Origin of the sequence: Streptomyces sp. NPDC048751 (genome assembly GCF_043198595.1) — a bacterium.
Taxonomy (GTDB): domain Bacteria; phylum Actinomycetota; class Actinomycetes; order Streptomycetales; family Streptomycetaceae; genus Streptomyces.
On record NZ_JBICUX010000017.1, the window covers coordinates 91,952 to 116,169 of the forward strand.

General features: G+C 72.9%; 15 protein-coding genes. 6 read left to right on the forward strand and 9 right to left on the reverse strand.

Annotated elements, in window-relative coordinates; all coding sequences use genetic code 11:
* Positions 1 to 20 precede the first annotated feature (20 nt).
* Both ACGFNV_RS39160 and ACGFNV_RS39165 read left to right on the forward strand, forming a co-directional pair.
* The gene (locus tag ACGFNV_RS39160) at positions 21 to 683 is read left to right on the forward strand and encodes a hypothetical protein (RefSeq protein ID WP_393629421.1); all 663 of its coding nucleotides are present in this window, start codon (positions 21 to 23) and stop codon (positions 681 to 683) included.
* The gene (locus tag ACGFNV_RS39165) at positions 655 to 1,509 is read left to right on the forward strand and encodes an inositol monophosphatase family protein (RefSeq protein ID WP_393629423.1); all 855 of its coding nucleotides are present in this window, start codon (positions 655 to 657) and stop codon (positions 1,507 to 1,509) included. Before ACGFNV_RS39160 ends, ACGFNV_RS39165 begins: the two co-directional genes overlap by 29 nt.
* A gap of 21 nt (positions 1,510 to 1,530) precedes the next feature.
* On the opposite strand, the gene ACGFNV_RS39170 is transcribed toward ACGFNV_RS39165, so the two are convergent.
* Entirely contained in the window at positions 1,531 to 2,844 is a 1,314-nt protein-coding gene (locus ACGFNV_RS39170; RefSeq protein WP_393629424.1) for an SLC13 family permease, read from the reverse strand.
* Positions 2,845 to 2,947: 103 nt separating this feature from the next.
* Here ACGFNV_RS39170 and ACGFNV_RS39175 point away from each other — a divergent pair, with 103 nt between their 5' ends.
* On the forward strand, positions 2,948 to 8,809 hold the full coding sequence (locus ACGFNV_RS39175; RefSeq protein WP_393629425.1) for a TIR domain-containing protein: 5,862 nt from the start codon (positions 2,948 to 2,950) through the stop codon (positions 8,807 to 8,809).
* Positions 8,810 to 8,816: 7 nt separating this feature from the next.
* Here ACGFNV_RS39175 and ACGFNV_RS39180 read toward each other — a convergent pair whose 3' ends face one another.
* Both ACGFNV_RS39180 and ACGFNV_RS39185 read right to left on the reverse strand, forming a co-directional pair.
* Positions 8,817 to 9,971 (reverse strand): FAD-dependent monooxygenase, encoded by a 1,155-nt coding sequence (locus ACGFNV_RS39180; RefSeq protein WP_393629427.1) that lies wholly within the window; start codon positions 9,969 to 9,971, stop codon positions 8,817 to 8,819.
* Positions 9,972 to 10,053: 82 nt separating this feature from the next.
* Positions 10,054 to 10,803, reverse strand: a complete 750-nt coding sequence (locus ACGFNV_RS39185; RefSeq protein WP_393629428.1) for an AraC family transcriptional regulator — start codon at positions 10,801 to 10,803, stop codon at positions 10,054 to 10,056.
* Positions 10,804 to 10,856: 53 nt separating this feature from the next.
* Here ACGFNV_RS39185 and ACGFNV_RS39190 point away from each other — a divergent pair, with 53 nt between their 5' ends.
* Positions 10,857 to 12,122 (forward strand): MFS transporter, encoded by a 1,266-nt coding sequence (locus tag ACGFNV_RS39190; protein WP_393629430.1) that lies wholly within the window; start codon positions 10,857 to 10,859, stop codon positions 12,120 to 12,122.
* Here the strand turns inward: ACGFNV_RS39190 and ACGFNV_RS39195 are convergent.
* The gene (locus ACGFNV_RS39195) at positions 12,014 to 13,813 is read right to left on the reverse strand and encodes an acyltransferase (protein WP_393629432.1); all 1,800 of its coding nucleotides are present in this window, start codon (positions 13,811 to 13,813) and stop codon (positions 12,014 to 12,016) included. The two genes, ACGFNV_RS39190 and ACGFNV_RS39195, sit on opposite strands and share 109 nt — an antisense overlap.
* A gap of 9 nt (positions 13,814 to 13,822) precedes the next feature.
* Entirely contained in the window at positions 13,823 to 14,653 is an 831-nt protein-coding gene (locus tag ACGFNV_RS39200) for an inositol monophosphatase family protein (RefSeq protein ID WP_393629434.1), read from the reverse strand.
* Positions 14,654 to 14,751: 98 nt separating this feature from the next.
* On the opposite strand from ACGFNV_RS39200, the gene ACGFNV_RS39205 reads away from it, so the two are divergent.
* On the forward strand, positions 14,752 to 15,738 hold the full coding sequence (locus ACGFNV_RS39205; protein WP_393629435.1) for an AsnC family transcriptional regulator: 987 nt from the start codon (positions 14,752 to 14,754) through the stop codon (positions 15,736 to 15,738).
* Between the two features lie 117 nt (positions 15,739 to 15,855).
* Positions 15,856 to 16,254 (forward strand): SseB family protein, encoded by a 399-nt coding sequence (locus ACGFNV_RS39210; protein WP_393629437.1) that lies wholly within the window; start codon positions 15,856 to 15,858, stop codon positions 16,252 to 16,254.
* Positions 16,255 to 16,389: 135 nt separating this feature from the next.
* Here the strand turns inward: ACGFNV_RS39210 and ACGFNV_RS39215 are convergent, their stop codons facing one another.
* The 4 genes from ACGFNV_RS39215 to ACGFNV_RS39230 all read right to left on the reverse strand — a co-directional run bounded on the left by ACGFNV_RS39215 (position 16,390) and on the right by ACGFNV_RS39230 (position 23,868).
* Positions 16,390 to 20,679, reverse strand: coding sequence for a trypsin-like peptidase domain-containing protein (locus ACGFNV_RS39215; RefSeq protein ID WP_393629439.1), 4,290 nt, complete (start codon positions 20,677 to 20,679; stop codon positions 16,390 to 16,392).
* A gap of 127 nt (positions 20,680 to 20,806) precedes the next feature.
* Positions 20,807 to 21,199 carry a MarR family winged helix-turn-helix transcriptional regulator gene (locus ACGFNV_RS39220; RefSeq protein ID WP_393629441.1) on the reverse strand — a complete coding sequence of 131 codons (393 nt, stop codon included), beginning with the start codon at positions 21,197 to 21,199 and terminating at the stop codon, positions 20,807 to 20,809.
* Between the two features lie 78 nt (positions 21,200 to 21,277).
* Positions 21,278 to 21,628 (reverse strand): VOC family protein, encoded by a 351-nt coding sequence (locus tag ACGFNV_RS39225; protein WP_393629442.1) that lies wholly within the window; start codon positions 21,626 to 21,628, stop codon positions 21,278 to 21,280.
* Positions 21,629 to 21,975: 347 nt separating this feature from the next.
* A complete protein-coding gene (locus ACGFNV_RS39230) occupies positions 21,976 to 23,868 on the reverse strand; it encodes a protein kinase (RefSeq protein ID WP_393629443.1) in 1,893 nt (630 codons plus the stop codon).
* Positions 23,869 to 24,218: the final 350 nt, after the last annotated feature.

Below are 24,218 nucleotides of genomic sequence, written 5' to 3' on the forward strand. Positions count from 1 at the left end.
GTTGGGCGAGGGGGACGACGATGGACTACCCGGCCCTGGAACGGGCCGCCCGGCGAGGGGCCGCCACCGAGCTGGTGCGCCACGCCGCATCGGAACTCGAACAGGTCGTCTCGGGCCGCCGCGCCCTGCGCGCGGTACGCCATCCCCTGGGGTTCGTCTGCCTGCCCGTCCTGCGCGACGGCCCGCGAGGGGTCTGCGTGCACGTCTTCGGCCCCGCCGATCCGGTACTGACGGACCACCAAGTCCACTGCCACAGCTGGGAGCTGACAAGCACGGTGCTCTACGGGCGGCTCGGCAACCGGCGGATGCGGATCCGAGACGAGACCGAGCACCCCACCCACCGCGTCTTCGACGTGCACAGCGACCCGTCCGGAGTGGACGAACTGCGGCCCACCGAGCGGCTGGTGCGCTGTCTGCCCGGCACCGAACAGACGAGCTCACGCGGTCAGACCTACGCCCTCCCCGCAGGGGAGTTCCACACCACCGTGGTGCCCGACGGCCGCCCGGCCGCCACCCTGGTGCTGGGGCTGACCCTGCCCGGCCGGGCCGACCTCTCCCTGGGCCCCTTGGGGGCCCCGGGCCACCGGGTGGTCCGCAGCATGTGCGACGCGGCCCAGACCGCCCGGATCGCCAGGGCCGCGGTCAGGAGGATCCATGAACCCGAGCCAGAACCCCCTGCCTGACTTCACCCCCGAGTGCCTCACAGCGGTGACCGCCGCCGAGGAGGCGGGGGCGTTGCTGCGCTCCCGCTTCCCGGACGGCTGCGCCGCCCGCCCCAAGGGCGAAGGCGGCGACGTCGTCACCGACCTGGACGTGCAGGCCGAACGCCTCGTCGTGCACCGCATCCGGGAACGCTTCCCGCACGACCGGATCCTCGCCGAGGAGTCGGGGGAGCTGAGCGGCGACGACAACGGCCGCACCTGGCTGGTCGATCCGCTCGACGGCAGCAACAACGTGGTGATCGGGCTGCCCGTCTACGTGGTGGGCATCGCCCTGTGCGTCGACGAGGCGCCGGTTGTCGGTGTCGTGCACGACCCGGTGAACGCACGCACCTGGTCGGCGCTGCGCGGCGGCGGCGCCCACGGGCCGCTCGGCAGGCTCGACGCGACCGGCGCCCCCCACCCGCTGTCGCCCGCGGGACCCCTGCTGGCCTGGACCCAGGGGCACGCCGTCCCCCGCGACGACCCCCGGGCCCGCGCCCTGCGCCACACTCTGGAGGTCCGCTCCCGGCGACTGCTCCAGCTGTGGGCGCCACTGCTGAGCTGGGCCATGCTGGCCCGCGGCGACATCGACGGGTTCGTGGGCTACCGGCCGGAGGCGATCGACCTGCCGGCCGGGGCGCTGCTGGCCTGTGAGGCGGGTGTGGCCGTACGGCACCTGGACGGCGGGGAGTTCGACGGCGGCTTCTCCGGGCCGGACACCCGGCGCTCCTTCGTCGCGGGACGTCCGGAGGCGCTGCCGTACCTCCTGGACTCGGTGGCGGCGTCCGGCCTCACCCGGCTCTCGTAGCGCTGCCTGCCATGACGCCGCCTACCCGGTCAGCGCCAGCGCCACCACCGACGCCGTGACCGCGGCGACGGCCAGCACCGCGCCCGTCCCCATCAGACGGGCCACCGGCACCCGTACCCCGTACGCGTGACACCGCTCGTACCACAGCAGCGTCGCCAGGGACGCCCATGGGGTGACCACCGGGCCCACGTTGGTGCCGATGAGGAGCGCGAGGAGCTGGTCGTGGTTGCCGAGCGGGACGGCCGCCTCACCGGCCAGATAGACGGGGAGGTTGTTGAGGACGTTCGACAGTCCGCCGCCGACCGCCGCCGCGCGGAACAGGCCCCACAGGCCGCTGTCGTGGCCGACCGCGGCGGCGAGCAGGTCGTGCAGTCCGTTGGCGTTGACCGTCTCCACCACCAGGAACATCCCGGGCACCATCACCAGCAGCCGCCACGGCACCAGCGACAGCCGCAGCACCGACCTGCGGCGCGCCGCGAACGCCGCCACGGCGACCGCCGCGGCCGTCGCGGACGCGATCCACAGCTCCACGTCGGCGACCAGGATCGCGAGGAGGAAGCCGGCGCAGGCCAGACCGCACGCCCGGAACAGCACCGGGTCCGCGGGCCGGTGCACCTCGGGCGGCGCGTAGCGGTCGGCGCCCCCGGTCCGTACGTCGTCGGCGCGGGCGGCACCGGGCCCACCGGACCGGGCACCGGCGCGACCGGGCACGCCCGCATCGGCGTCCGATGCCTCGGCCCGCCCGGCACCCGGCAGACCGTCCCCCCGTCGTCCGCGCCGCCAGTAGAACACCCACAGGCACGCCATTGTCACCCCGACGGCCGCCAGTTGCGGCGCCCACATCCGGCCCGCCAGCCCCAGCGGGGACAGCGCGACCCGGTCCGCGGCCAGCAGGTTCGTCAGGTTGGAGACGGGCAGCAGCAGGCTCGCGGTGTTGGCCAGCCACACCGTGGTCATCGCCAAGGGCACGGCCGCGATGCCGACGCGGGAGGCGAGCGCCAGCATCACCGGCGTCAGCAGTACGGCGGTCGTGTCGAGGTTGAGAGCGATGGTGGTGACGGAGGCGAAGGCCACGCAGAGCAGGAACAGGGCCGCGTAACTGCCCCGCCCGGCCCGCGCCATGCGAGCCGCCACCACGTCGAACACCTCGGCCCTGCTGGTGAGTTCGGCCAGCACGATCACCGTGCCCAGGAACGCGAGCAACGGGGCGATCCGGGTCATCGCGTCGGCCGCGGACCCGGTGGGCAGCAGCCCCGTGGCCACGCACAGGAGTCCGGTCGCCAGCAGCCCGATCGCCACCCGGTCCAGCACATGCAGACGCAGAAAGACACGCACGGGTGGAAGCGTCGCACATCCGTGCCCCGCTGTGACCGGGGCCTGCTCGGAGTGGCCGGAGAAACCGTATGAGTCGCCGCAAAACTCCATGCATCATGGGGGGATGGTGGCTCGTCAGATCGCCCCGGGGGACACCGGGCCATTGGACTTCTTCGTCAGTTACTCACCCGCCGACGAACGCTGGGCGTCCTGGATCGCCTGGACCCTGGAGGAGGCGGGTTACCGCACGGTCCTGCAGGCATGGGACTTCGTGCCCGGCACCAACTTCGTTGACTTCATGGACCGCGGGGTCAGCGAGTCGGCCGCCGTGATCGCCGTGCTCTCCCGCAACTACGAACGCTCCCGCTACGGCCGCATGGAGTGGCAGGCCGCGTTACGGGCCGACCCCGACGCCCCCGAGCGCCGGCTGCTCACCGTGCGCGTCGAGGACATCCCGGTGGAGGGCCTGCTCGCGACCATCACCTACGTCGACCTGGTCCCGGTCACCGACGCGTCGGCCGCGCGGGACCTGCTCCTCACCCGGGTCCGCCAGGCCCTCGACGGCCGCGCCCGGCCCAGCCTGCACCCCGGCTACCCGGGCGGGAACGGCTACCCGGCACCGCCCGCCCCGACGACGCCCGCGGCCCCGCCGCCCGGCAGGCCCCTCGGCCGCCCCGGCTGGGCCGGACGCCGCAGGCCGGCGGCTCCGCCGGTGTACCCGAGGCTCTCCCCGGACGCCGGTGCCCGCGCGGACGTCACCGTGCTGCATCTGGCCGGCCCCGCCTTCGGGCGCGGGCAGGATCCCGCCGAGTTGCAGGCGGCGATCTGGGGAGACCTGGTCGAACTCACCGACGCCGGCGCCCCCGCGCCCGACCTGCTGGTGGTCACCGGCGACCTGACCGCCTCCGGCAGCCCCCGGGAGTTCGAACAGGCGCTGTCCTTTCTCACCGGAATGCGGGCTCTGCTCGGCCTCGAGCCGCACCGTGTCGCCCTCGTCCCCGGCGGCCGGGACGTCAACCAGGCCGCCTGCCGGGCCTACTTCAGCACCTGCGAGGCCGACGAGCTGCCGCCCCGGCCGCCGTACTGGCCCAAGTGGCGCCACTTCGCCCGGCTCTTCCAGGAGCTCTACCAGGGCCTCGACGTCGTCTACGACAGCGACCAGCCGTGGACCCTGTTCCCCGTGCCCGAACTCCACACCGTCGTCGCCGGGTTGAACTCCTCCATGGCCTACAGCCACCGCCTCGACGACCAGTACGGCATGGTCGGCCCCGAACAGGCCGCCTGGTTCGCCCAGGCACTGCGCCCGTACGAGGACGAGGGATGGCTGCGGCTCGGCGCCCTGCGCCATCCGCTCGGCGCCGCGCGCACGACCGGCCCGGCGCGCGCCGGAGCCCAGGACGCCGCAGCACCGCTGCGCGACACCGACGTACTGACCCGGCTGACCGCGCCCCGGCTGCACCTGCTGCTGCACGGCCCGGCAGGCCCGGGCACGCCTCCCGCGCTGGCCACCTCGTCCGGCGAGGTACAGGTGCTGGGCGCCGCCGGACCCGGGCGGCACCGGCTGCTGCGCATCAGCCGGGACGGGCTGGCGGACTGGGACGGCCCCGGCGAACCCCGGCGACGCCGCGTCGAGTGGCGGCGCGCCCACCGCCTCTTCCGCCCCGGCCCGCAGGACCCGCCGGACCGCACCACGACCGACCCCTCGGCACCGGCGGAGCCGGACGCCGTCCCCACGCCCGAGCCCGAGCCGCGTGCCGTGCAGTCCCCGGCCGAGATATTGCTCGCCCGGGTCGCGGAGGTCTGCCGGACCCGCCACGAGGGGGCCCAGATCCGCCTGGTGGCCGGTCCGATCCCGCAACTGCTGGCCACCTGGACCCAGTCGGACTTCGTCCGCCAACAGCGGGTGGCCGTGCACATCGGCACCCCCACCACCGAGGACATCGAACGCTTCGCGGCCCTCCTGCACGCGGCGGACTCCGAGAGCGAGGCCGAGTTCGTCCACGACGGCCCGCCGCCCGCCCGCGACGTGCGTGACCTGGGCCGCCGCAGGGGGATCCGGGTCCGCAGCTTCACCGAGTTCCAGGGCCTGCTCGACCTGCGGGGCTACGTCGCCGCGCAGAGCGAGCGACTGCGCACCGACCCCCGCTACCCACCAGGCATGTACCTCCCGCAGCGGTACCGCGAGGTGGAACGCCTCGGCGCCGAGGACCGCGACGGACTGGTCGACGGCATGCTCCGGCTGCTCGACTCCGACCAGGGCCGGTTCCTGCTGCTGCTCGGCGACTTCGGACACGGCAAGACCTTCGCCCTGCGCGAGCTGGCCCGCCGCATCCCCACCGAACTACCGCACGTGGTACCGCTGTTGGTGGAACTCCACGCGCTGGACCGGGCCTACTCCTTCGAGGGCCTGGTCGCCGCCCACCTCGCCGCCCACGGCGTCGACAACATCGACCTGCGCGCCTTCAGGTACATGCTCCAGCAGGGCCGGATCGTGCTGCTCTTCGACGGCTTCGACGAACTCGTCAACCAGGTCACCTACGACCGCGCCGCCGAACGCCTCCAGGTCCTGCTGGACTCCGCCGTCGACAACGCCAAGATCGTCGTCAGCTGCCGCACCCAGCACTTCCGCTCCCAGGGCCAGGTGCTGACCGCGCTCGGCGAACGCGTCGGCATGCTCCCGCAGCGCCGGGTACTGGCGGTCCAGGAGTTCACGCCCCAGCAGATCCGCGCGTACCTGGTCAACCGCTACGACGGCGACGAACGCGCCGCCGACCGCCGGGTACGCCTCCTGGACGCCATCCCCGACCTGCACGCCCTGTGCCGCAACCCCCGGCTGCTCGGCTTCGTCGCCGACCTCGACGACGAGCAACTGCGCGCGGTCGCCGGAGCGGGGCGCGCGCTCAGCCCCGCCGGGCTCTACCAGGAGGTGCTCACCGCCTGGCTCCGCTTCGAGGAGGAACGCGGCACCACCGGACGGGCCCCCGGACTCGAACTGGACCAGCTGTGGAACGCGGTCACCGCGCTCGCCCTGCGCCTGTGGGAGAGCGGCCAGGACTCGCTGCGCCTCGACGAACTCACCGACGTCGCCGAGACGTTGACCGGGCTCGCCGACAGCCCTCTGTCGGTGCCGCAGACCGCGCACGCCGTCGGCTCCGGCACCCTGCTGGTGCGCACCGAGGACGGACTGTTCCGCTTCATCCACGGCTCGGTCGTGGAGTGGCTCATCGCCCGCGAGTGCGCGGTGCGGCTGGCCGCCGGGGACACCGCGCTGCTCGGCAGGCGCCAACTCAGCCGACTGGCCGTGGAGTTCCTGTGCGACCTCGCCGACCACCGCGCCTGCCAGCAGTGGGCCGAACAGATGCTGAGCGCCGGTGACTCCGGCAGCGCGGAGATCGCCCGCGCCAACGCCGTGAAGGTACTGTCCCGGCTGCGCGTGCCCGCCCACACCGACCTGCGGGGCGCGGCCCTCGCCGGTGAGGACCTGTCGTACCGCGACTTCTCCGGCGTCGACCTCACCCGCGCCGACCTCACCGACGCCCGGCTGATCGGCGCGAACCTCTCCGGCGCCGTGCTGCGGCAGGCCCGCCTGACCGGCGCGCGACTCGACGGTGCCGACCTCACGGGGGCCGACCTGCGCGGAGCGGACCTGCGGCGGGCCCGGCTGATCCGCACCGACCTGACCAACGCGCGCGTCGAGGGCGGCCGCTGGCGGCGGGCGGCACTCGTCTCGGCGACCACCGGATCCGCCCTGCGGGGCACCCCGGAACTGGCGGTCGCCGCGACGGCCCCCGGGATGCCCGTCGACTCCGGCTTCCGGCCCTCCGCGGTCGGTGTGCCGTACGGCTTCGACATGCGCACCAGCCGACTGCCCGAGCCGATCTCCTACAGCCCCGACGGCGAACTCCTCGCCGTGGGCAGCGAGGACGGCGGCGTGCTGGTCTGCGACGCCGTCACCGGCGTCCCGCTGCGCACCCTGGAGGGCCACACCGGCCGGGTCTACGCGGTCAAGTTCCGCGACCGGGTGCTCGCGACCGGCAGCGCCGACGGCACCGTACGACTGTGGGACCCGGTCTCCGGCCAGTGCAGGCACCGCCTGCCGATCCACCCCTCCGGCGTCTGGCCGGTCGTCCTCGACGTCGGCGGCTCGCTGCTGGCGACCGGCGACGCCGACGGCGTGGTCACCCTCTGGGACGCGGCCTCCGGCACTCCGCTGCACCGGCTGCACGGCCATTCCGCCCCCGTCTACACGGTGGCCTTCGGGCCGGACGGCACCACCCTGGTCACCGGCGACGCCTCCGCAGCCGTCCGGTTGTGGGACATCGCCACCGGACGGCTGCTCGGTGAACTGGAGGGGCACCGGGGAGCGGTGTTCCGCGCCCGCTTCAGCCCGGACGGAACCCGGCTGGCCACCGGGGACATGGGCGACGGGCGGTCCGGCGCGGTCCGGGTGTGGGACATCGCCGAGCGGCGGGTGCTGCACGAGTTCACCGGACACGCGGGCCGCGTCTACACCCTGGACTTCCACCCCGGCGGCCGCCTCCTGGTGAGCGGCGACACCGAGGGGGAGGTACGGCTGTGGGACCTCGCCGCCTCAGGCTCGGCCGGGCTGCTCGGCGGCTGCCGCGGCGCCGTGTACCAGGTGCTGTTCGACCCCGAGGGGACCCTGCTCGCCGCCGGGGACAGCGCCGGAGTGGTCCGGCTGTGGCGCGTCGAACCGGCGGCCGACCGGGCCCCCGGCGGCCCGCCCGCGGCCGTGCCGCTCAGCCGCCAGCCCACGGAGCACCGCGGCTCGGTCTGGGTGTGCAAGTTCCGCCCGCACGGCGACATACCCGCCCCGGAGACCGGCTCCCTGCTGGTGACCGGCGGCAACGACGGCGTCGTACGGCTCTGGGACCCCGCCACCGGACAGGGCCGACGCATCCTGCGCGGCCACGGCCGGCGCATCGGCACCCTCTCCTTCAGCGCCGACGGCTCCCTGCTCGCGGCGGGCGGCAACGACGGGGTCGTCCGCCTCTGGCACGCCGCCTCGGGGCGCAGGCTCAGGGAACTGACCGGCCACAGCGACCGCCTGGTCTCGGCCGTGTTCAGCCCTGCGGGCGGCACCCACCTGGCCACCGCGAGCAGCGACGGCGACCTGTACCTGTGGAACGCCGCCACCGGCGAGTACCAGCGGGAAATGGACGTCGAGACGGAACACGTGTGGGCCGAGGCGTTCAGCGCCGACGGCGAACTGCTCGCCACCGCCAACGACGACGACACCGTACGGCTGTGGTACCGGGCCACCGGCGCGCACGTCGCCACCGTCGACGAGCACTACGGGCGGGTCCGTTCCATCGACTTCCGGTCCGACGGCGCGGTCCTAGCGACCGGCTGCGACGACCGGAAGGTACGGATCTGGGACATAGCGGACCAGCGGATCACCGCCGTGCTCGACGGACACACCGACCGCGTGTACGCGGTGGCCTTCGCGCCGGACGGTTCCTGGCTGGCCAGTGCCTCCTGGGACGGGCGGGCGGTGATCTGGAAGGACGGCGCGGTCCTGCACCGGCTGACCGGCCACACCGGCAAGCTCTGGACGGCCGCGGTCCACCCCCTGCGCCCCCTCCTGGCGACGGCCGGCGACGACCGCACGGTCCGCCTGTGGGACGTCCGCACCGGCCGCGAGAGCGCCACCCTCACCGGCCACACCGGCCGTGTGCTCGCGGTCGCCTTCAGCCCCGACGGCTCCCTCCTCGCCAGCGGCGGCGAGGACGGCACCGTACGGCTGTGGAACGTCCCCGCGGACGCCCCGGCCGCGCTGCGTGCCACGCTGGTGGGCATGCCGGGCGGCTGGGCCGCGCTGGCGCCGTCCGGCGGTTACAAGTACGAGGGCGACGTCACCGGCGAGTTCTGGCACGCGATAGGCATGTGCCGCTTCGAACCCGGCGAACTCGACGACAGCCTGCCGGGGGTGCGGCACGTGCCGCTGGACGATCCGCTGGGGTGAGGCGAGGTCACACCTGGGTCCAGACGTCCGCGTTCCACTCCAGGTGCCGGAGCAGTTCGTCGTCCGTGGGCGGGGGAGTGGTCGGGCCGGGACGGGTGTCGTCGCGGCGGGAGATCTGTCCGCTGACGGCGATGTTGTGCTCGACGCGCGGGCGGCGCAGCGCCTCGTAGGCCGTCAGGGCCCGCTCGACGTCCGGCGCGTCCCGGAGGGCCTTGGCGAGGACGACGGCGTCCTCCAGGGCCATCGACGCGCCCTGCCCGGTCGCGGGTGAGGCGGCGTGCGCGGCATCACCGATGATCAGCACCCGTCCGGCGCGCCAGGGGGCGCCCAGAGGCATCTCTGTGGCGTGGGTGACCATCAGCCGGTCGGCGGTGGCCGCCACGATCCCCGCGGCCGGGGTGGCGTCCTCGCGCAGGAGCGGGACGAGCAGCTCGCGCCAGCGGTCCGGCGTGCCCTTCGCGAGCTCCTCGGTCGGCAGCGGCTCGCCGGTGACACGGGCGAACCAGTACGTCTCACCGGCCGGACTCACCGCGTACCCGAAGGCGGCGGCGCTGCCCCGCATCAGCGTGATGCGACCGGTCTCCTCCGTCACCGGCGCCTCAGTGGTGTAGCCGTAGAAAACCTGCTCCCCGGCGTACACGGGTCGGGTGGCCGGGGCGAACGACCGGCGCACCGTGGAGTGCAGACCGTCGGCGCCGACGAGGAGGTCACCCGTCGCGGTGCTTCCGTCCGCGAAGTGGGCGGTGACGGCGTCCGGCCCCTCCTCGACGGAAACGAGCCGGGCGCCGTGCCGGAGGCCGACGCCCCGGCGCACGGCCTCCGTCTGGAGGGCGGCGTTGAGCTCGCCCCGGCGCAGGCACCGGTACCGCAGAAGCCCGTCGTCGGACTCGGCCCCGGTGAGCGGCCGGTTAGCCAACTCGGCGCCCGTGCCGTCGAGCACACGCAGCGTGGCCAGTGGGAAGCCGGCCGCGGTGACGGCGTCGGAGGCGTCGATCTGCGCCAGGGCCCGGATTCCGTTGCTCGCCAGCGTGAGGAACGCGCCGATGTCCTCGGCGGCGGTGGGATGCGCCTCGTACACGGTGACCTCGAACCCCGCCTTGTGCAGGGCCAGTCCGGCCGCCGTACCGGCTGTGCCGCCCCCGATGACGATGATGCGCGCCACGCCTCGAACCCCCTCGCGTCCGCACGACTCCGGCGGCCGTACCACGGGTCAACGCCGTGAGACGGCCGGGAGTTCCGCCGGATCAGGACCGACGGCCCGGGTACGCCCCCGGCGTGTGTCCGAACGTCCGACGGAAGACGTCGATGAACGCGCTGGCCGACGCCCAGCCGCAGCGGTGCGCCACAGCGGTGACCGGGGTGCCCTCGGCCAGGAGCACCAGGGCGTGGTGCAGCCGCAGTTGGGTGCGCCACTGCGGGAAGGTCATGCCGAGGTCGGCCCGGAAGAGCCGGGACAGGGTCCGTTCACTGGCGCCGACCCGCCGGGCCAGAACGGCGAGGGTGCGGTTGTCGGCCGGGTCGGCGCGCAGCAGGTCGCAGAGGTCCCTCAGGCGTGGGGCGGTGGGCGTGGGCAGGTGCAGCGGTTGCTGGGGCGAGGCGCGCAACTGGTCGAGCAGGACGGCCCGCAGCCGGGCGCGCTCCGGACTCTCGTCGAGCGGGGCACGCGTGTAGGCGAGGAGCAGCTCGCGCAGCAGCGGGCCGACGGCCAGGACGGTCGGCTCACCGAGCCCGAGCGGGTTGTCGTCCGCGGGCAGACCCACCAGGTGCAACTCCAGTTCGCCGTGGGCCTGATGGGCGTGGACCGTGCCGGCCGGGACCCAGATGGCGCGCGTCGCCGGTGCCACCCAGGTGCCTCGGCCGGTGGTCACGGTCAGCACTCCGCGCCCGGCGTACACGATCTGATGGTCGTCGTGCCGGTGGGCATCGATCTCCGCGCCGGTCGCCATCCTCTGGGTCCGGGTCGGCGCGACCGGCTCATGGCGGATCTGCGTCATTGGATGGCAGTTTATTGGAAGCACGACAATCGTGTGCTGCCGACGATGGTGACGTGCCGAGAAACAAGTCGATCATCCTGCTCTCCGTCGGCCACGCCTGCGTCGACGTCTACCAGGGCGCGGTGGCCGCGCTCGTGCCCTTCCTCGTCGCCGAGCGCGGCTACGGCTACGCCGCCGCGTCCGGCGTCGTCCTCGCCGCGTCCGTCCTGTCCTCGGTCGCCCAGCCGGTGTTCGGTCTGTTGACCGACCGCTGGGCGATGCCCTGGCTGCTGCCGCTGAGCACCCTGCTCGGCGGGGTCGGCATCGCGCTGAGCGGCGTCAGCGGGTCCTACGGACTCACGCTGGCCTGCGTGGCGGTGTCGGGCCTCGGCGTGGCCGCCTACCACCCCGAGTCCGCCCGCGTGGCACGGCTCGCCTCGCGCGGCAGCCACAGCGCGATGAGCTGGTTCTCCCTGGGCGGCAACATCGGCTTCGCCCTGGCGCCGGTGCTGGTCTACGCGGTCGTCGCCACCGGAAGCCTGCGGCTGTCGCCGCTGCTGGTGCTGCCGGCCCTCGTGGGCAGCGTGCTCTGCCTGCCCGCGACGCGGGCGCGCGAGGGCCTCGAAGACGCCCGCGCCGACGCGGCGACACCGGCCCGGGGCGACGACCGGGCGTCCTTCGTGCGGCTGGCGCTCGTGGTGGTCTGCCGGTCCGTCGTGTTCGTCGGCCTGAGCACGTTCGTCTCCCTCCTCGCCGAGCAGCGCATGGGGGGCAGCAGGGCGGCGGGCACCGCGGCACTCCTGGTGCTCTATCTCGGCGGCGCGGCGGGTTCGCTGCTCGGCGGCAGGCTGGCGGACCGCTGGGACCGGGTGACCGTCTGCCGCTGGGCGTACCCGGCGACGGCCGTCGCGGTCGCCGGGATCGTGACCGTCCCCGGCCCCGCGCTCTACCTCTTCCTCGCCCTGGCCTCCGCCGGCCTCTACGTGCCCTTCTCCCTCCAGGTCACCCTCGGCCAGGACTACCTGCCCTCCCGGGTCGGAACCGCCGCGGGCATCACCCTGGGCCTCACCGTCAGCGTCGGCGGCCTGACCAGCCCCCTCGTCGGAGCCCTCGCCGACGCGACGTCCGTGGGCACGGCGTTGACGCCGCTGGTCCTGATGCCCGTACTGAGCTGGCTGCTGTTCCGGAACCTGCGCGAACCTGCCGTACCCGTGCGGACCATGACGGAGCGTCAGCCGGAGCCGGAGCCGGAGCCGGAGCCGGAGCCGGAGCCGAAGACGGAGCCGGAGCCGAAGACGGAGCCGGAGCCGAAGACGCCCGCGGCCGGTTCGGGGCGGTGAACACCGCGCGGCCGGTAACCCAGCTCGTCGGAGCGGCCCAGCAGGTCGGCCAGGTACCAGACGATGGCCAGCCACATCTCCGTGCCCTGCAACCCCGGTTCCGGGCCGGGCCCCGACCCGCCGGGACCGAAGCCGAAGCCCCGGCCGTCCTGCCAGCGGGGCAGGAGCGTGGACAACTGCCGTTCGGCCCACGCGTGGATCTCGGTCCTACGGTAGCCGCCGCCGACACCGGTCCCGAGCTGCCGGGTGCACAGCCACAGCGGGTGGGCCACGTCCAGCACGTTGCAGGCGTTCTCCTGTCCCGCGCCGAAGTGGCGACTGTCGCGGGCGTGGGCCAGGACGCCGTCCACGACCCGCTCCGGATGCGGCACCGGCAGGCCGAACTGGGCGAACGAGCCGCGCGTGAGCCGGTAGTAGCCGTTGACGACCTGGAGCCGACCGGTGCGGGGCGAGGGTGTGCCCCACATCCCGGTCTCGGGGTCGGCGCGGGTCAGGAGCCAGCCGTACAACGCTTCCAGGGTGCCGGGCCGCAGCGCGCCCTTCGTTCCCGCCTCCGGGTGCCGCCGGTTCCAGTGGGCAGCCGTGGCCCAGGCGTCGATCCAGGCGCCCGCACTCCACGCGCCCTCCCGCCACGGCAGCCCGTCCAGCCGCTCGATCAGCTGAGATGCCGTCATGTCTCTTGCTCCGTGCACCGGGTGGGGGAAGGAGGCGCCCAGCAGGTCGAGGGCGTAGCCGACGGAGAGGACGTGATAGAGGGCGGCACCCTCGCCGAGGAAGCCGTCGGCGTCCACCGTGGGCGGCTGTTCCCCGAGTTCGGGTACGAGGCCGGTGACCGGGTCCTGGGCCGCGCTCAGCCGCTCGATGTGCTCCCCGGAGGTCAACTGCTCCGGCGCGCGGCCCAGCAGCAGGTCGGCGATCTCCACGGCGTCGCAGTGTGCCCGGAGTGTGGGCGGGACGCCGGGCCGGTCGAGGTGGCGCTCGCCGTTCCAGCAGCGGGCGAGGAGGTCCTCGGCCTGGTCGCGGGCGCGGTCCGCGAAACGGTCCAGTGGCAGGTCCGCTGCGGCAGGGCCCGCCACGCTGCCCGTCCTGTTCCCCGTCCCACCCCGTGCCGCACCGCCTGCCTCGTCCCGCCGGTCCCGTAGCGGTCGTGCCGGATTACCGGCCGCGACCGTCCAGGGCGGCAGGTCCTTCGTGACGACCGCTCCCGCGCCGATGACACAGTGGTCTCCGACGGTCACGCCGTCCACGACGATCACGTTCGAGCCGATCCACACGTCGTCGCCGATCTTGATGCCTCGGCTGGTGAGCGGCTGTTGGTAAACCGGCCGGTCGGGGGACATCGAGTGGTTGAAGCCCAGCAGCGAACTGTGCGCGCCGATCCGTACGCCGTCGCCCAGTACGACCGTGCCGCGCACCGTGGCGAACGGGTTGAGCGTGCAGTGCGCGCCCGTGGTCAACTCCCCGGTGACATAGGCGTGGGCGGCGATGTACGAGTCGTCCCCGAGCCGCAGCCGGTCCGGGAACACCGCGGCGGACTCGGCGACGTAACACCGCTCACCCACCTCGCTGTCCCCACCGATCGCCCGCTGCACCTCCCGCTGCTCGGCGCGCTGCTTCTCGGTGGCCTCCGAGGCGAACAGCCAGGGGCAGTGGTCGTAGTGCCGTACGGACGGCTGCTTTCGGTGATCCATGGACGCACGCTAGGCAGCCGCGGGCGTGCGGGGGAAGGGCTCGGCCGGGCCGCGCCCCGCGAGAACGGAAAGCAGGCTTTCATGCAGGGTTTCGCCCGCGACGAGGAAACTCTCGCAGCCGGCCCGCCAGGTCTTGCCGTCCACGTCGGTGACCACGGCGCCCGCCTCCCGGGCGACCAGGACGCCGGGCAGGAGGTTGGTGTCGTCGCGGCCGAACTCCCAGAAGCCGTCGAGGCGCCCGGCGGCCGCGTCGGCGATCTGCCAGGAGGTGGGCCCTAGGTTGCGTACGGCGGCCACGTGCGGCAGTACGGCAGCCAGAGACCGCCCGGCCTGCTCGGCGGCCCCCGGCTGCCGGGCGACGAACGGCGGCTGGCTGGTGGCGAGGACAGCCGCGGCCAGGTCCGTCTTCACCGACGGGGCGACCGGCAGGCCGTTGCGCGCGGCCCCCTGCCCCCGGGCGGCCGTGTACGTCTCGCGCAGCACCGGGGCGTGCAGCACAGCCGCGACCGGCTCGCCGTCGCGGACCAGCGCGAGGCTGACGCAGAACTGCGGCAGCCCCTGCAGGAACTGCACCGCCCCGTCCACGATGTCCACGACCCACACCTCGCCGTCCGACGGCAACGTGGCCAGGCTGTCCAGTTCCTCAGCCCAGGCGGCACCCGGCCGTAGCGCCCCCAGTCGCTGCCGCACGACGGCGTCGCCCGGGGCCTCCACCTCGGTGAAGGAGGCGGCGAGTTCGTCGAAGGTGACGGCGGGCGCCGGCCGGGGCGTGGCCAGCAGCAGTTCCCCGACCTCGTGCGCGGTGTCGGTCATGGTGGTGAGCAGGTCCTGGTACGTCATTTTGTTCTCCCTGGGTGGGCTGGTGTACGTCCCCATCCTTGGCGGGGACGCCCATGGGGCGGCGCTCAAGGCCGCCGAAGTGAGCGATACTGCCGTTCATGGCGGACAAGATGGCGGATCACGTACTCGACGAGCGCGACCAACGGCTGATCGGTGCGTTGCAGTGCGACGGGAGGCTGACCGCCGAGCGGGCCGGCGAGGTGCTCGGCATGAGCGCGCGCACGGTGCACCGGCGCTGGCAGGCCCTGGCGGCGGAAGGGGTGTGCCGGGTGATCGCGCTGCCGGCGCGGCCCGACCCGGTCGGTGCGATGGTCCTGCGGATCCGGGTGCTCGGAAGCAAGCTGGACGCCCTCACGGCCGCTCTGGCGGCGCGCCCGGACATCCCCTTCATCGACGTCTCGGCGTCCGGGGACGAGATCCTCGCCGTCTCGTTGACCCGGCCCGGCACCCGGGACCACCTGGTCTTCCGGGAGCTGCCCGCCACCCGTGCCGTCACCTCGGTGACGGCGGACACGATCCTGCACGTCTTCGCCGAGGCGTCCGACTGGCGGCACGGCGTCCTGAGCGACGCGGAACGCGCGGCGCTGACCCCTCCACGGGGCGACACCCAGGGTGCGTCGGACGAGGTGGACCGCGACATCCTCGCCGCCCTGGAGGACGACGCCAGGGCCCCGGCGGCCGCGGTCGCCGCGCGCACCGGCCACCCGGACTCCACCGTGCGGCGCCGCATCGCCCGGCTCGCGGCCACGGGCCGCCTGCGCACCCAGGTCGTGGTCGACCCCAAGCGGCTCGGGCTGTGCATCGACGCGAACGTCCTGATGCGCGTCGCGCCCGACCGCCTCGACCCCGTCGGCCGCGCCCTGGCCACCCACCCGGCCGTCCACGGCGCCTTCGCGACCACCGGCACGGCCAATCTCCAGGCGGCCGTCTGGGTGCGGGACCTGGATCACCTGTACCGGTTCATCACCCGGGACCTCGGCGGCCTGGGCGTGGACGGCGTGGAGACGGTCATCATCGGCCAGGCGGTCAAACGCCCCGGTCGGTCACCTTTCCCCGCACGGCTCGCCGTCTCCGATCGCGTCTGATCACGATTCCCCGCCGTCAGGAGGATTGGCTTCCTCCGGGGTCGGGTACGCGAGGCCAGACCCCGTCCGGACAGAACACGCCGGCGGGACGCACCGCTCGCTACCAGGGGACCTGCCATGGAGACACCCGCCAACGACCACACCGCCACCCCCGCCCAGCAGGCGCTGGACGCACTGGCCCGCAACACGGAGGACACGCTGGCGCTGGACACGCTCGCCCACAGTGACGTGCTCGTGCCGGTGCCCGACGACGCCCGCGAGGAGGACGCCACCGACCCCGGCGCGGTCGCGCTGCCCGTGCTGGAGCAGCCGGGCGGGGAGGTGATGGTGCCCGTGTTCACCTCCGAGGTCGAGATGGCCGAGCTGCTGCCGTTCGTCTCCCGCTACCGCCTGGTACCCCTCGGCGCCCTCGCCTCGCAGTGGCCGTCCGGCGACCTCTCGCTCACCATCGACGCGGCCAACAACCACAGCCTGACCCTCACCTCCGAGGGCGTACGGACGCTGTTGGCGCGGTGAGCGTGGAGGCCTTGTAACCCGCTCGCCGGCCCACCGCCGCCTCGGTGCGAGCAGTGCCAGGTGGCGGGCGGTCGGAGGGCTCCGCCCGGGCGGTCGTACTGGACACACTCCAGCAGGGCGTCCGTGTACTGACTGTCATCCGCACGGCGGCTCCGAGGGGGCCCCGTTCGGCAGTAGCTTGCGCTCGGCTTCGGTGTAGTCGCGCCCCGCGCCGGCGCACAAGGTGCGGAACTGGACCTCGGGGCGCAGGTCGAAGGTCTGGCGCACGCGGTCGGTGTCGAGGGTGAGGCGGTGTCCGCGCAGGAAGCCCGTGAACCAGTACCCGCCCGCGACCGGCAGGGTGTAGGAGGCACCGTCGTCCGTCAGGCCGTAGAACTGCAGCTGATACTTGCTGTAGCGGTACATGACGATGCTGTCGTCGGGACCGAACCCCACCAGCGTGTCGTTGACCGCGCTGGGTACGGCGCGGGTGAGCTGCTTCCCGTGGTTCACGTCCCAGACGCGCACCTGCCCGTCGGTGTGCAGCACGGCAAGATGTGAGCCGTCCTCGTCGAAGGCCATCGCTCGGGTCGTGTGATGGGTGATGGTCGGGATGCTGAGGGCCTGCACCGGCCACGATGTGACGCGTCGGGGAGCCCGGACGTCCCACAGCATGATCTCGGCGCTCTGCGTTCCCTTCCTGGTGACTGCGGCGACCTGTCCGGGATGCCCTGGGCGGGCGATGAGCTGGCTCTTCGCCAGTCCGTCGCTGCCGCCGAGGCCGGCCCAGTTCGGTGCGGGGTGGACGAGGAAGGGCCGGGTGAGCACGGCCGCGTCAGCGGCGTCGACGCGGGTGAGTCTGCCGTCCACGGTCAGCAGAACGATCTCGCTGCCCTGCAGCGCGGCGACACTGTCCACTTCGCCACCCCTGAACTCACGGACACTGTCGAGTTTCTTCGCCCCCGGGACGACGTCCTCGAGCGGCACGGAGTCGCGCAGGTCCCGCACCGAGTACGACCGGTACAAGTTGCCCCCTGTGCCCCACACGACGATCCGCTGCGAGTCGGCCGTCCACGTAACCGTCCAGTCCGCTTTTCGCCCAGGCAGCGGCAGCGACACCCGCTGGTGGCGGGTGCGCGTGGCATCGAGGACCTCAAGGCGCCGGGTGGAGGCCAGGGCGACGAAGCGGCCGTCCGGCGACACGCTGTACTTCCCTGAGTTGCTCAGGAACTGTTTGCCGCCCGCCGGTTCGGCGCGCACCGCCATCAGCGTCGAGCCGACGGGCACGAGGACGGTGAGCCCGCCGCCCGCACGCGGCACGGCCGCGACACCTTTGTAGGTGGCGGGGGTGTCGCCCGAGGTCGGGATGCTGGTGCGGTAGGCCTGCCCGGTACGCAGGTCGGTGAGGGTCGGCTCGGCGTAGCCCCCGGCTCTGAGCCCCTCGTCCCAGGTGTAGGCATCGCCGTCCACGCTGTACTGCGAGGTGGCATCCGGCACAGTCCCAGCGGTCGGCAGCTCGGTCCTGTGCCCGGGTCTGGCACCGAGTGCTTGCGCGTACGAGGTGGTGGTGTCCGTCATGACGAGGACCTCGCCGCCGGCCCGCAGCCTCGCCTCGCCCGACTCCACGGTGGTGAAGGTGTACCGCAGTCGGCCGGTAGTGAGATCCCTGACCCTGACATCTCGGCGTTTCGACCCACGGGCGGAGCTGATCGTCGCGACGGTGTTCGCGTCGGAGGCGAACGCGGCCTCATCCAGTCCCGTGCTGGGGACGAGCCCGTCCGATACGGGGATGCGGGCGCGAGAGGGCACCTGCCATGCCTCGGCGAACGCTGGGGTGCACGTCCGCTTGCCTTCGTAGCACTCCGTGGAGTTGTCGGTCATGGTGAGGAGCAGCCGCTCGCCGTCACTGCTGAAGTCCAGGCCGCCACCGGCTTTCGCGGGCTGGTCGTGGTCACCGATCTCCAGGACCGCCGGGTGCTGGGGATCGTTCAACCGCCACAGCCACACCCTTCCGTCCGCGGTCACGGCGAAGAAGCGGCCGTCCGGGCTGACGGCCGTCATCAGAGGTGTTCCTTCCGGGCCGCCGCTCAGCTGCTGTGCCCGGGGCCTTCCCTTAAGAGCGCCGGTCACCACGGTGAACGTCGACCGGTTTCCGCCGCCGGGCTTCGACTGCACGACCAAGGTGTGGCCGTCCGGGCTGGCGTCCATCCAGGCGACCTGGCCTTTCCACAACCCCGGATAGCTGCCCACCAAATACTGCCCCCGCGCGTACTGGTTGAGCAGGGCCTGCCGTGTCTTGGGGTTCTGGTCGGTGTGGTACGCCGCCAGGGCGAGCTGGAGCGCGGTGGCGGGGTCGCTGCCCGGGCGGTCCTCGGCGGCCTGGGCGAGCAGGCCGGCGGCCTGAATCCGCAGCTGACGCTCGGTGGTCTTGAGGCTGCGCCAGGTGGAGAACGCCAGCACGACGGCGAGCACCGTGAGCACGGCCAGCCCCCCGACAGCGGTCTGTCTGAGGCGGGCGCCGCGCCGGGAGTGGCGGCGACTCAGCTGGATGTACGCGCGCTCCTCGGCGGAGACGTCCTCGGGGTGCTCGGCAAGCCTGCGCTGGGCGTCGGCCAGGTCGGTGCCGTTCAACAGGCGCCCCGGCGCGCGATCCTGTAGCTGCCAGCGGTGCAGGTCGGCTCGTAATTGTTCCTGCCATGAGCGGAAGTCGCGGGAGTCGACGAGCCATTGCCTCAGGCGCGGCCATAGCTCGGTCAGCGCCTCGTGCGCCAGGTCGACGATCTCCTCTCCCTCGGTGTCACCCGGGGTGCGGGAGAGGACGACGAGCTTGCCGGGCGCCAAGTCCCTGGCCAGAGCGAGGAGTTCCGGAGCGAGGTCGGCTGTGCGGGTGGGTCTGCGGGCGAAGGAGGTGCCACTTTCCCCGGGCCGGGCCAGCTGGACGAAGAGCCGCCGGGCACAGTCCTGTTGGGACTGCGTCAGCGCGGCGAAGGCGTCGTCCGCGTAGCCGACGAGAGCGCCCGCGACGCCGCCCAGGTCGTCGTAGGCGGCGTGGGTGAGCATCGAGCGGGTGCGGCGCCTCCACAGCTCGGTCAGGGTGAACTGGACCAGTGGCATCCGCCCGGGCTCGTCACCCGCGTCCATGACGATCCGCTCCGGCAGCCCCGGCTCGAACCACAGCCCCGGCACGGCGTCGACGGGCGCCGTCACCGCCCGCTCCAAGTCCTCTGCGGCCATCGGCGCGAGGAACTCCACGGCCTCGCCGACCAGGTCGGACGTGCCGGATGTCACCAGCACACCGAGGGAGTCGGGCCGCGCGGTGGCGACCACCCGCAGCACGGCCGCGCCGTCGTTGCCCGCCAGGGCGGCGAGCAGAGTGAACAGGTCGCGGGCAGCGACGGGATCGGCGCCCGCGTACTCCTCGAGCTGGTCGACGAAGAGGACGTGCCCGGCGCCTTCCCCGCGGACGAGGACCCTGCCGCGTAACTCGGCAGGCACGTCGACGCTGGTCTCCAGGAGCCCTGCCAACTCCTCGGCCTTGGTGAGCCGTTCGACCTCGCCGAGCCCCGGCTCCAGGATTCCGGTCAGCGCCCGGGCGAGCACGGCGACCGCCCGCACCCCCGGCACGGGCCGCAGTTCCGACACGTTCATGCCCTCGGCCCGTAATCGGGGCAGCACCCCTGCCCGTACGAGGGACGACTTCCCGCACCCGGAAGGTCCCGCCACCAGCGTCACCGGACGCCTGCGCACGGCCTCCTCCACGCGGGCGATCTCGCTGTCGCGGCCGTGGAACAACTCCGCGTCGTCCTCCGTGAACGCCGCGAGCCCCTTGAACGGACAGCGTGGCCGCAGTGTCCGTTCGTCGACCAGATCGGCCGACGGCACGAGATACGCGGTGGGCTCGCCCCGGTGCGCGGCGACCATCATGCCGACGACGCCGTCCTGCGCCACGTCCCACACGGGCGCCCCGCTGAACCCCTCCGCGATGCGGGGCCCCGGTTCCTGCGCCTCGATCTGCAACCAGCCCAGGCCCTGCCCGGCGCGCAAGGTGCCCGACGCCCACACGCCGTGGTCGGCCCCGGTCGGGAAGCCCAGTGCCCGAAAACTGTGCCCCCATACGCCGGTCCCGTCGACCAGCGGCACCGGCCGGGCCCCCTCGACCGCCGCGTCGAGCCGCAGCAGTGCGACGTCCACCCCGTCGCGCCGCCACGACACCACGCCGGCCCGCGCCCGGGGGCGACCGCCCAGCAGCGGAAAGTCGAGGCCCACCTGCCCCTCGGGCACGCCCTCCGCGGTGTCCGGCACCCCGAGTGCCCGGGCGACGACATGGGCGCAGGTGCACACCACGTCGGCGGCGACGAGGAACCCCGCGCCGATCACCGTACCGGCGGCACAGTAGATCCGAACCTGTGACGCCTCCAGGACGTCGCTCCCCCGTACAGCGGCCATGGACCCCCGCTCCCTGACTTGTCGCGTGGCACAGGACAAGTCAGCATCCCCGGCAGGGCCCCCAGGCACAACTCACCCCGCACGGCGCAGGAGGAAACCGGACGGGCCGCCGGTGCCCGGCCCCGGCCTACTGTCCGCCCAGCATCCGCACCAACGCGCCCCGCTGCAACGGCAGTACATCCGCGTGCAGCTCGCGGCCCTTGGCGGTGAGGGAGACCCAGACGCCGCGCCGGTCCTCGGCGCACACGGAGCGTTCCACCAGGCCGTCCTTCTCCAGGCGGGCGATGAGGCGGGAGAGCGCGCTCTGGCTGAGGTGGACCCGTCCGGCGAGGTTCTGCACGCGGCACAGATCGCCCGGTGCGGGTGCCTCAGAGGTGAGGATGTCGAGGACCTCGAAGTCGCTCGCGCCCAGGCCGTGCGGGTGCAGCGCGCGATCGATCTCGCACATCGTGCGCGCGTGCACCGACAGGATGTCCCGCCACCGCTCCTCGAGCCCGGCGTCGACGGTCTTCGATGCCATACCCGCACGGTAACACCGATCCGGCCATAGTTGACTGTGCAACTACTGGCTGTGCAACTACTGGTCCGGAGGGAGGGCTCAGGCGGCCGGATCCTGGGTCAGCCCCACCAGATTCCCGTCGGCGTCCTTCACGAAGGCGATCAGCTTGCCGCCGCCCACGTCCTGGACGTCCTGCAGCACCTCGGCACCCGCCGCCACCAGGGTCGCCAGCCGCGCCCGGATGTCGTCCACGTGCCAGTACGGCACCGGCCCGGTCATCCCCCTGGCGTGCCCGTTCGGGTCCAGTCCGACGTCCTGCCCCGCGGACTTGAAGCCGACGTAGTACGGCTCGTCCGCGTACGGCTCGACCTCCAGCAGCGCGCTGAACAGGGCCTTCGCCCGCTCGAGGTCCTTCACGGGGTAGATGATCGTCTTCAGCGCGGCGGCCATGACGTACTCCTCGGGTCGACATGAGAGCGACGGCTTCCGTCGCTGTTCCCACGCTAGGCCGGAGACCGGCCCCACCGCTTCTCCGATCCTGACCGGCCACCGCAAACCCGGCGCGCCGGCCAGGGCGGGGGGACGTTCCTGGCCGGCCGATGTTCGTCGCGGCAGGCCGGAGCATCCGTCCGTTTCCCGTGACGAATGGGAGGCTTGTGTGAGCACCCCGCACCTCACCTCGGTGCGGGTCATGCCGGTGCCCGCCGACGGACCGCGTGACGGCGGACCTTCGTCCAGTCGACCGGCTGTGGGACACCGCCCACGCGGTGACTGCCTCCCCCGGAAACGCCCTCATGTCAGCCGTGAGAGGAGTGTCCGCCCATTCCGGCCACCACAGTAGGCAATGTCGGTCGCCCCACGTCACCGAAGAATCCGCGCAGCACGCGAATCACACCCGCCACCGCTGTGAACGGTGCCGCCAGCATGTTGGCCAGCAGAATCCACCACGTGCCATACACGGTGATGAGGAGCCGAGTGCTCATCAGCTCTTCGTCGGCACCGTCGGCCGCCCCCATGACCCAGAAGAAGGTCAGCGGCACCATGACCGACCACAACAGCCAGAAGCCGCCGGTCGCCGCGCTCCAGGTCCGGATGCTGTCCACGGAACAGCGTTCGAGCCGTGTACGGAAGTACTGCAGTCCTACCAGTGCGACGATCAGGGCCACCGTCAACGGCACCCGCCACCCGTCGTCGTCCATCGCCCAGTGGTGCAGGTCTTGCCACCAACGACTGTTCTTGTCCGTGGTCGGGTGCTCACGAGCCTGCGCCTTGAGGCCGGGGCCCGCTACCGACAGCACGAACATCGGCAGCAAGCCGAACAGGCTCAGCAGCGGGTGGCCCAGTGCCCAGCTGCGTACCCAGGGCGCTATCCGGACCTGCTCTGCCGTGCCACCAGCCGGTGCAGTGCGCGTTGACCCCCTCGCCTCCTTCGACGGCGAACTGGGTGACGGCGATGGGCTTGCGTGCGTCAGGGCGGTGAGGCCGGGCCGACTGTCGAAGCCGGATGGTGGGGCGAAGCCGGATGGTGGGGCGAAGCCGGTCGGTGGGGCTGTTGCGGTCGGTGGTGCTATGGCGGTCGATGGCTCTGCCGTGGCCGGTGGATCGACGGGTGCTCGTGGGGCTGTGACCGTTGGCAAGTCGGCGATCGGGGAGTCCTCAGTGACCGTCGGCGGAACGGGTGCCACCGGGACCGCTGTGGCCGTTGGCAGGTCGGCGATGGGGGAGACGACCGTGGCCGGGGGGACGGCCACGGTGGGGGGAGCAGCCGCAGCGCGTGCTGACCCCCGGCCTCGGTCGTGTCCTGGACCCGTGTCCCGATCGGTGGCCCCCAGGCTGAGCAGTTGCTCGCTCCTTCGGGCAATCTCCGCCGCGACGGAGGCGGGCGGCCAGTGTGCGGTGTCGGTGCCGTGTTCCTCCGTCCAGGCACGCAGTTCCTCGGGGGAGGGACGGTGCTCGGGGTCCTTGGTCAGGCACTTGCGCACCACCGCCACGAGGTCGTCCGGCACGCGGCTCAGGTCCGGCTCCTGGTTCACGATGCGGTAGTCCACCCCCAATCCAGACCTGAACGGATGACGTCCAGTGGCTGCGAATGCCACGACCATGCCGAGCAAGAAGACGTCGCTGGCGCCCCGTACCTCCAGCCCCTGCGTCTGCTCCGGTGACATGTAGCCGGGCGTACCGACGGGGGAACCTGTTCTTGTGAGGGCCGTGTGCTCGGCGGCGCGGGCGATCCCGAAGTCGATCAGCAGCGGTCCGTCGGAGGACATCAGCACGTTCGCCGGCTTGAGGTCGCGGTGAATCAGCCCGCAGGCGTGCACCGTGCCCAGGGCCTCGGCAAGCCCTGACAGCAGCCGCCACAACGCGGATACGGGCAGCGGCCCATGTTGGCGCACAGCCTCGTCGAGGGAGGGCCCTGGGACGTACTCGGAGGCCAGCCAGGGCACGGGCGCGGTCGGGTCGCTGGTCAGCACCCGCACCGTGCCCGGCCCGGAGACCGCCTGCGACGCACGGACCTCGCGCTCGAACCGTTTGCGGAAGCCCGGAGCGTTGGCCCACTCCGCTTTCACCATCTTGACCGCGATCATCTGACCGGTCGGCGACCGCCCGAGATACACACGGCCCATGCCGCCCTCACCCAGGCGGCGTAACAGCTGGTAGTCACCCACCTGCCGCGGATCGTCATCAGCCAACGCCTGCACTCTCAACCCCCCCCGGCACAAAGCGCACTTGGACGATGTTCGAATGGTTACACCGCCGCGTCACTTGCGCCACCGCCCACGCGTCCCGACCACTCATCAGACGCGGGCCGAACGCCGGCGCTGCCGGACACCCTGCTGCCGCGCATCCCGTCGGCCCGTCAGCACGGCCGATGCCCGGCAGGCGGAGGCCCTGCGGTTCATTGCCCAAGATTCATTGCCCGACCCGGAGGCCGACGCGGTCGGAGGGTCCTCGATGCCCTGCAGCGCGAGGAGCGCGCCATCTTCACCCGTCCCGCGCCGAAACCGGCGTGAGCCCAGATGAAAGGAGCCTCACAGCGCCT

Coding starts and splice junctions, on each gene's coding strand:
- ACGFNV_RS39160 (WP_393629421.1), top strand. CDS start 21: ATGGACTACCCGGCCCTGGAACGGGCCGCCCGGCGAGGGGCCGCCACC.
- ACGFNV_RS39165 (WP_393629423.1), top strand. CDS start 655: ATGAACCCGAGCCAGAACCCCCTGCCTGACTTCACCCCCGAGTGCCTC.
- ACGFNV_RS39175 (WP_393629425.1), top strand. CDS start 2,948: ATGGTGGCTCGTCAGATCGCCCCGGGGGACACCGGGCCATTGGACTTC.
- ACGFNV_RS39185 (WP_393629428.1), bottom strand. CDS start 10,803: ATGACGCAGATCCGCCATGAGCCGGTCGCGCCGACCCGGACCCAGAGG.
- ACGFNV_RS39195 (WP_393629432.1), bottom strand. CDS start 13,813: ATGGATCACCGAAAGCAGCCGTCCGTACGGCACTACGACCACTGCCCC.
- ACGFNV_RS39200 (WP_393629434.1), bottom strand. CDS start 14,653: ATGACGTACCAGGACCTGCTCACCACCATGACCGACACCGCGCACGAG.
- ACGFNV_RS39205 (WP_393629435.1), top strand. CDS start 14,752: ATGGCGGACAAGATGGCGGATCACGTACTCGACGAGCGCGACCAACGG.
- ACGFNV_RS39210 (WP_393629437.1), top strand. CDS start 15,856: ATGGAGACACCCGCCAACGACCACACCGCCACCCCCGCCCAGCAGGCG.
- ACGFNV_RS39215 (WP_393629439.1), bottom strand. CDS start 20,679: ATGGCCGCTGTACGGGGGAGCGACGTCCTGGAGGCGTCACAGGTTCGG.
- ACGFNV_RS39220 (WP_393629441.1), bottom strand. CDS start 21,199: ATGGCATCGAAGACCGTCGACGCCGGGCTCGAGGAGCGGTGGCGGGAC.
- ACGFNV_RS39225 (WP_393629442.1), bottom strand. CDS start 21,628: ATGGCCGCCGCGCTGAAGACGATCATCTACCCCGTGAAGGACCTCGAG.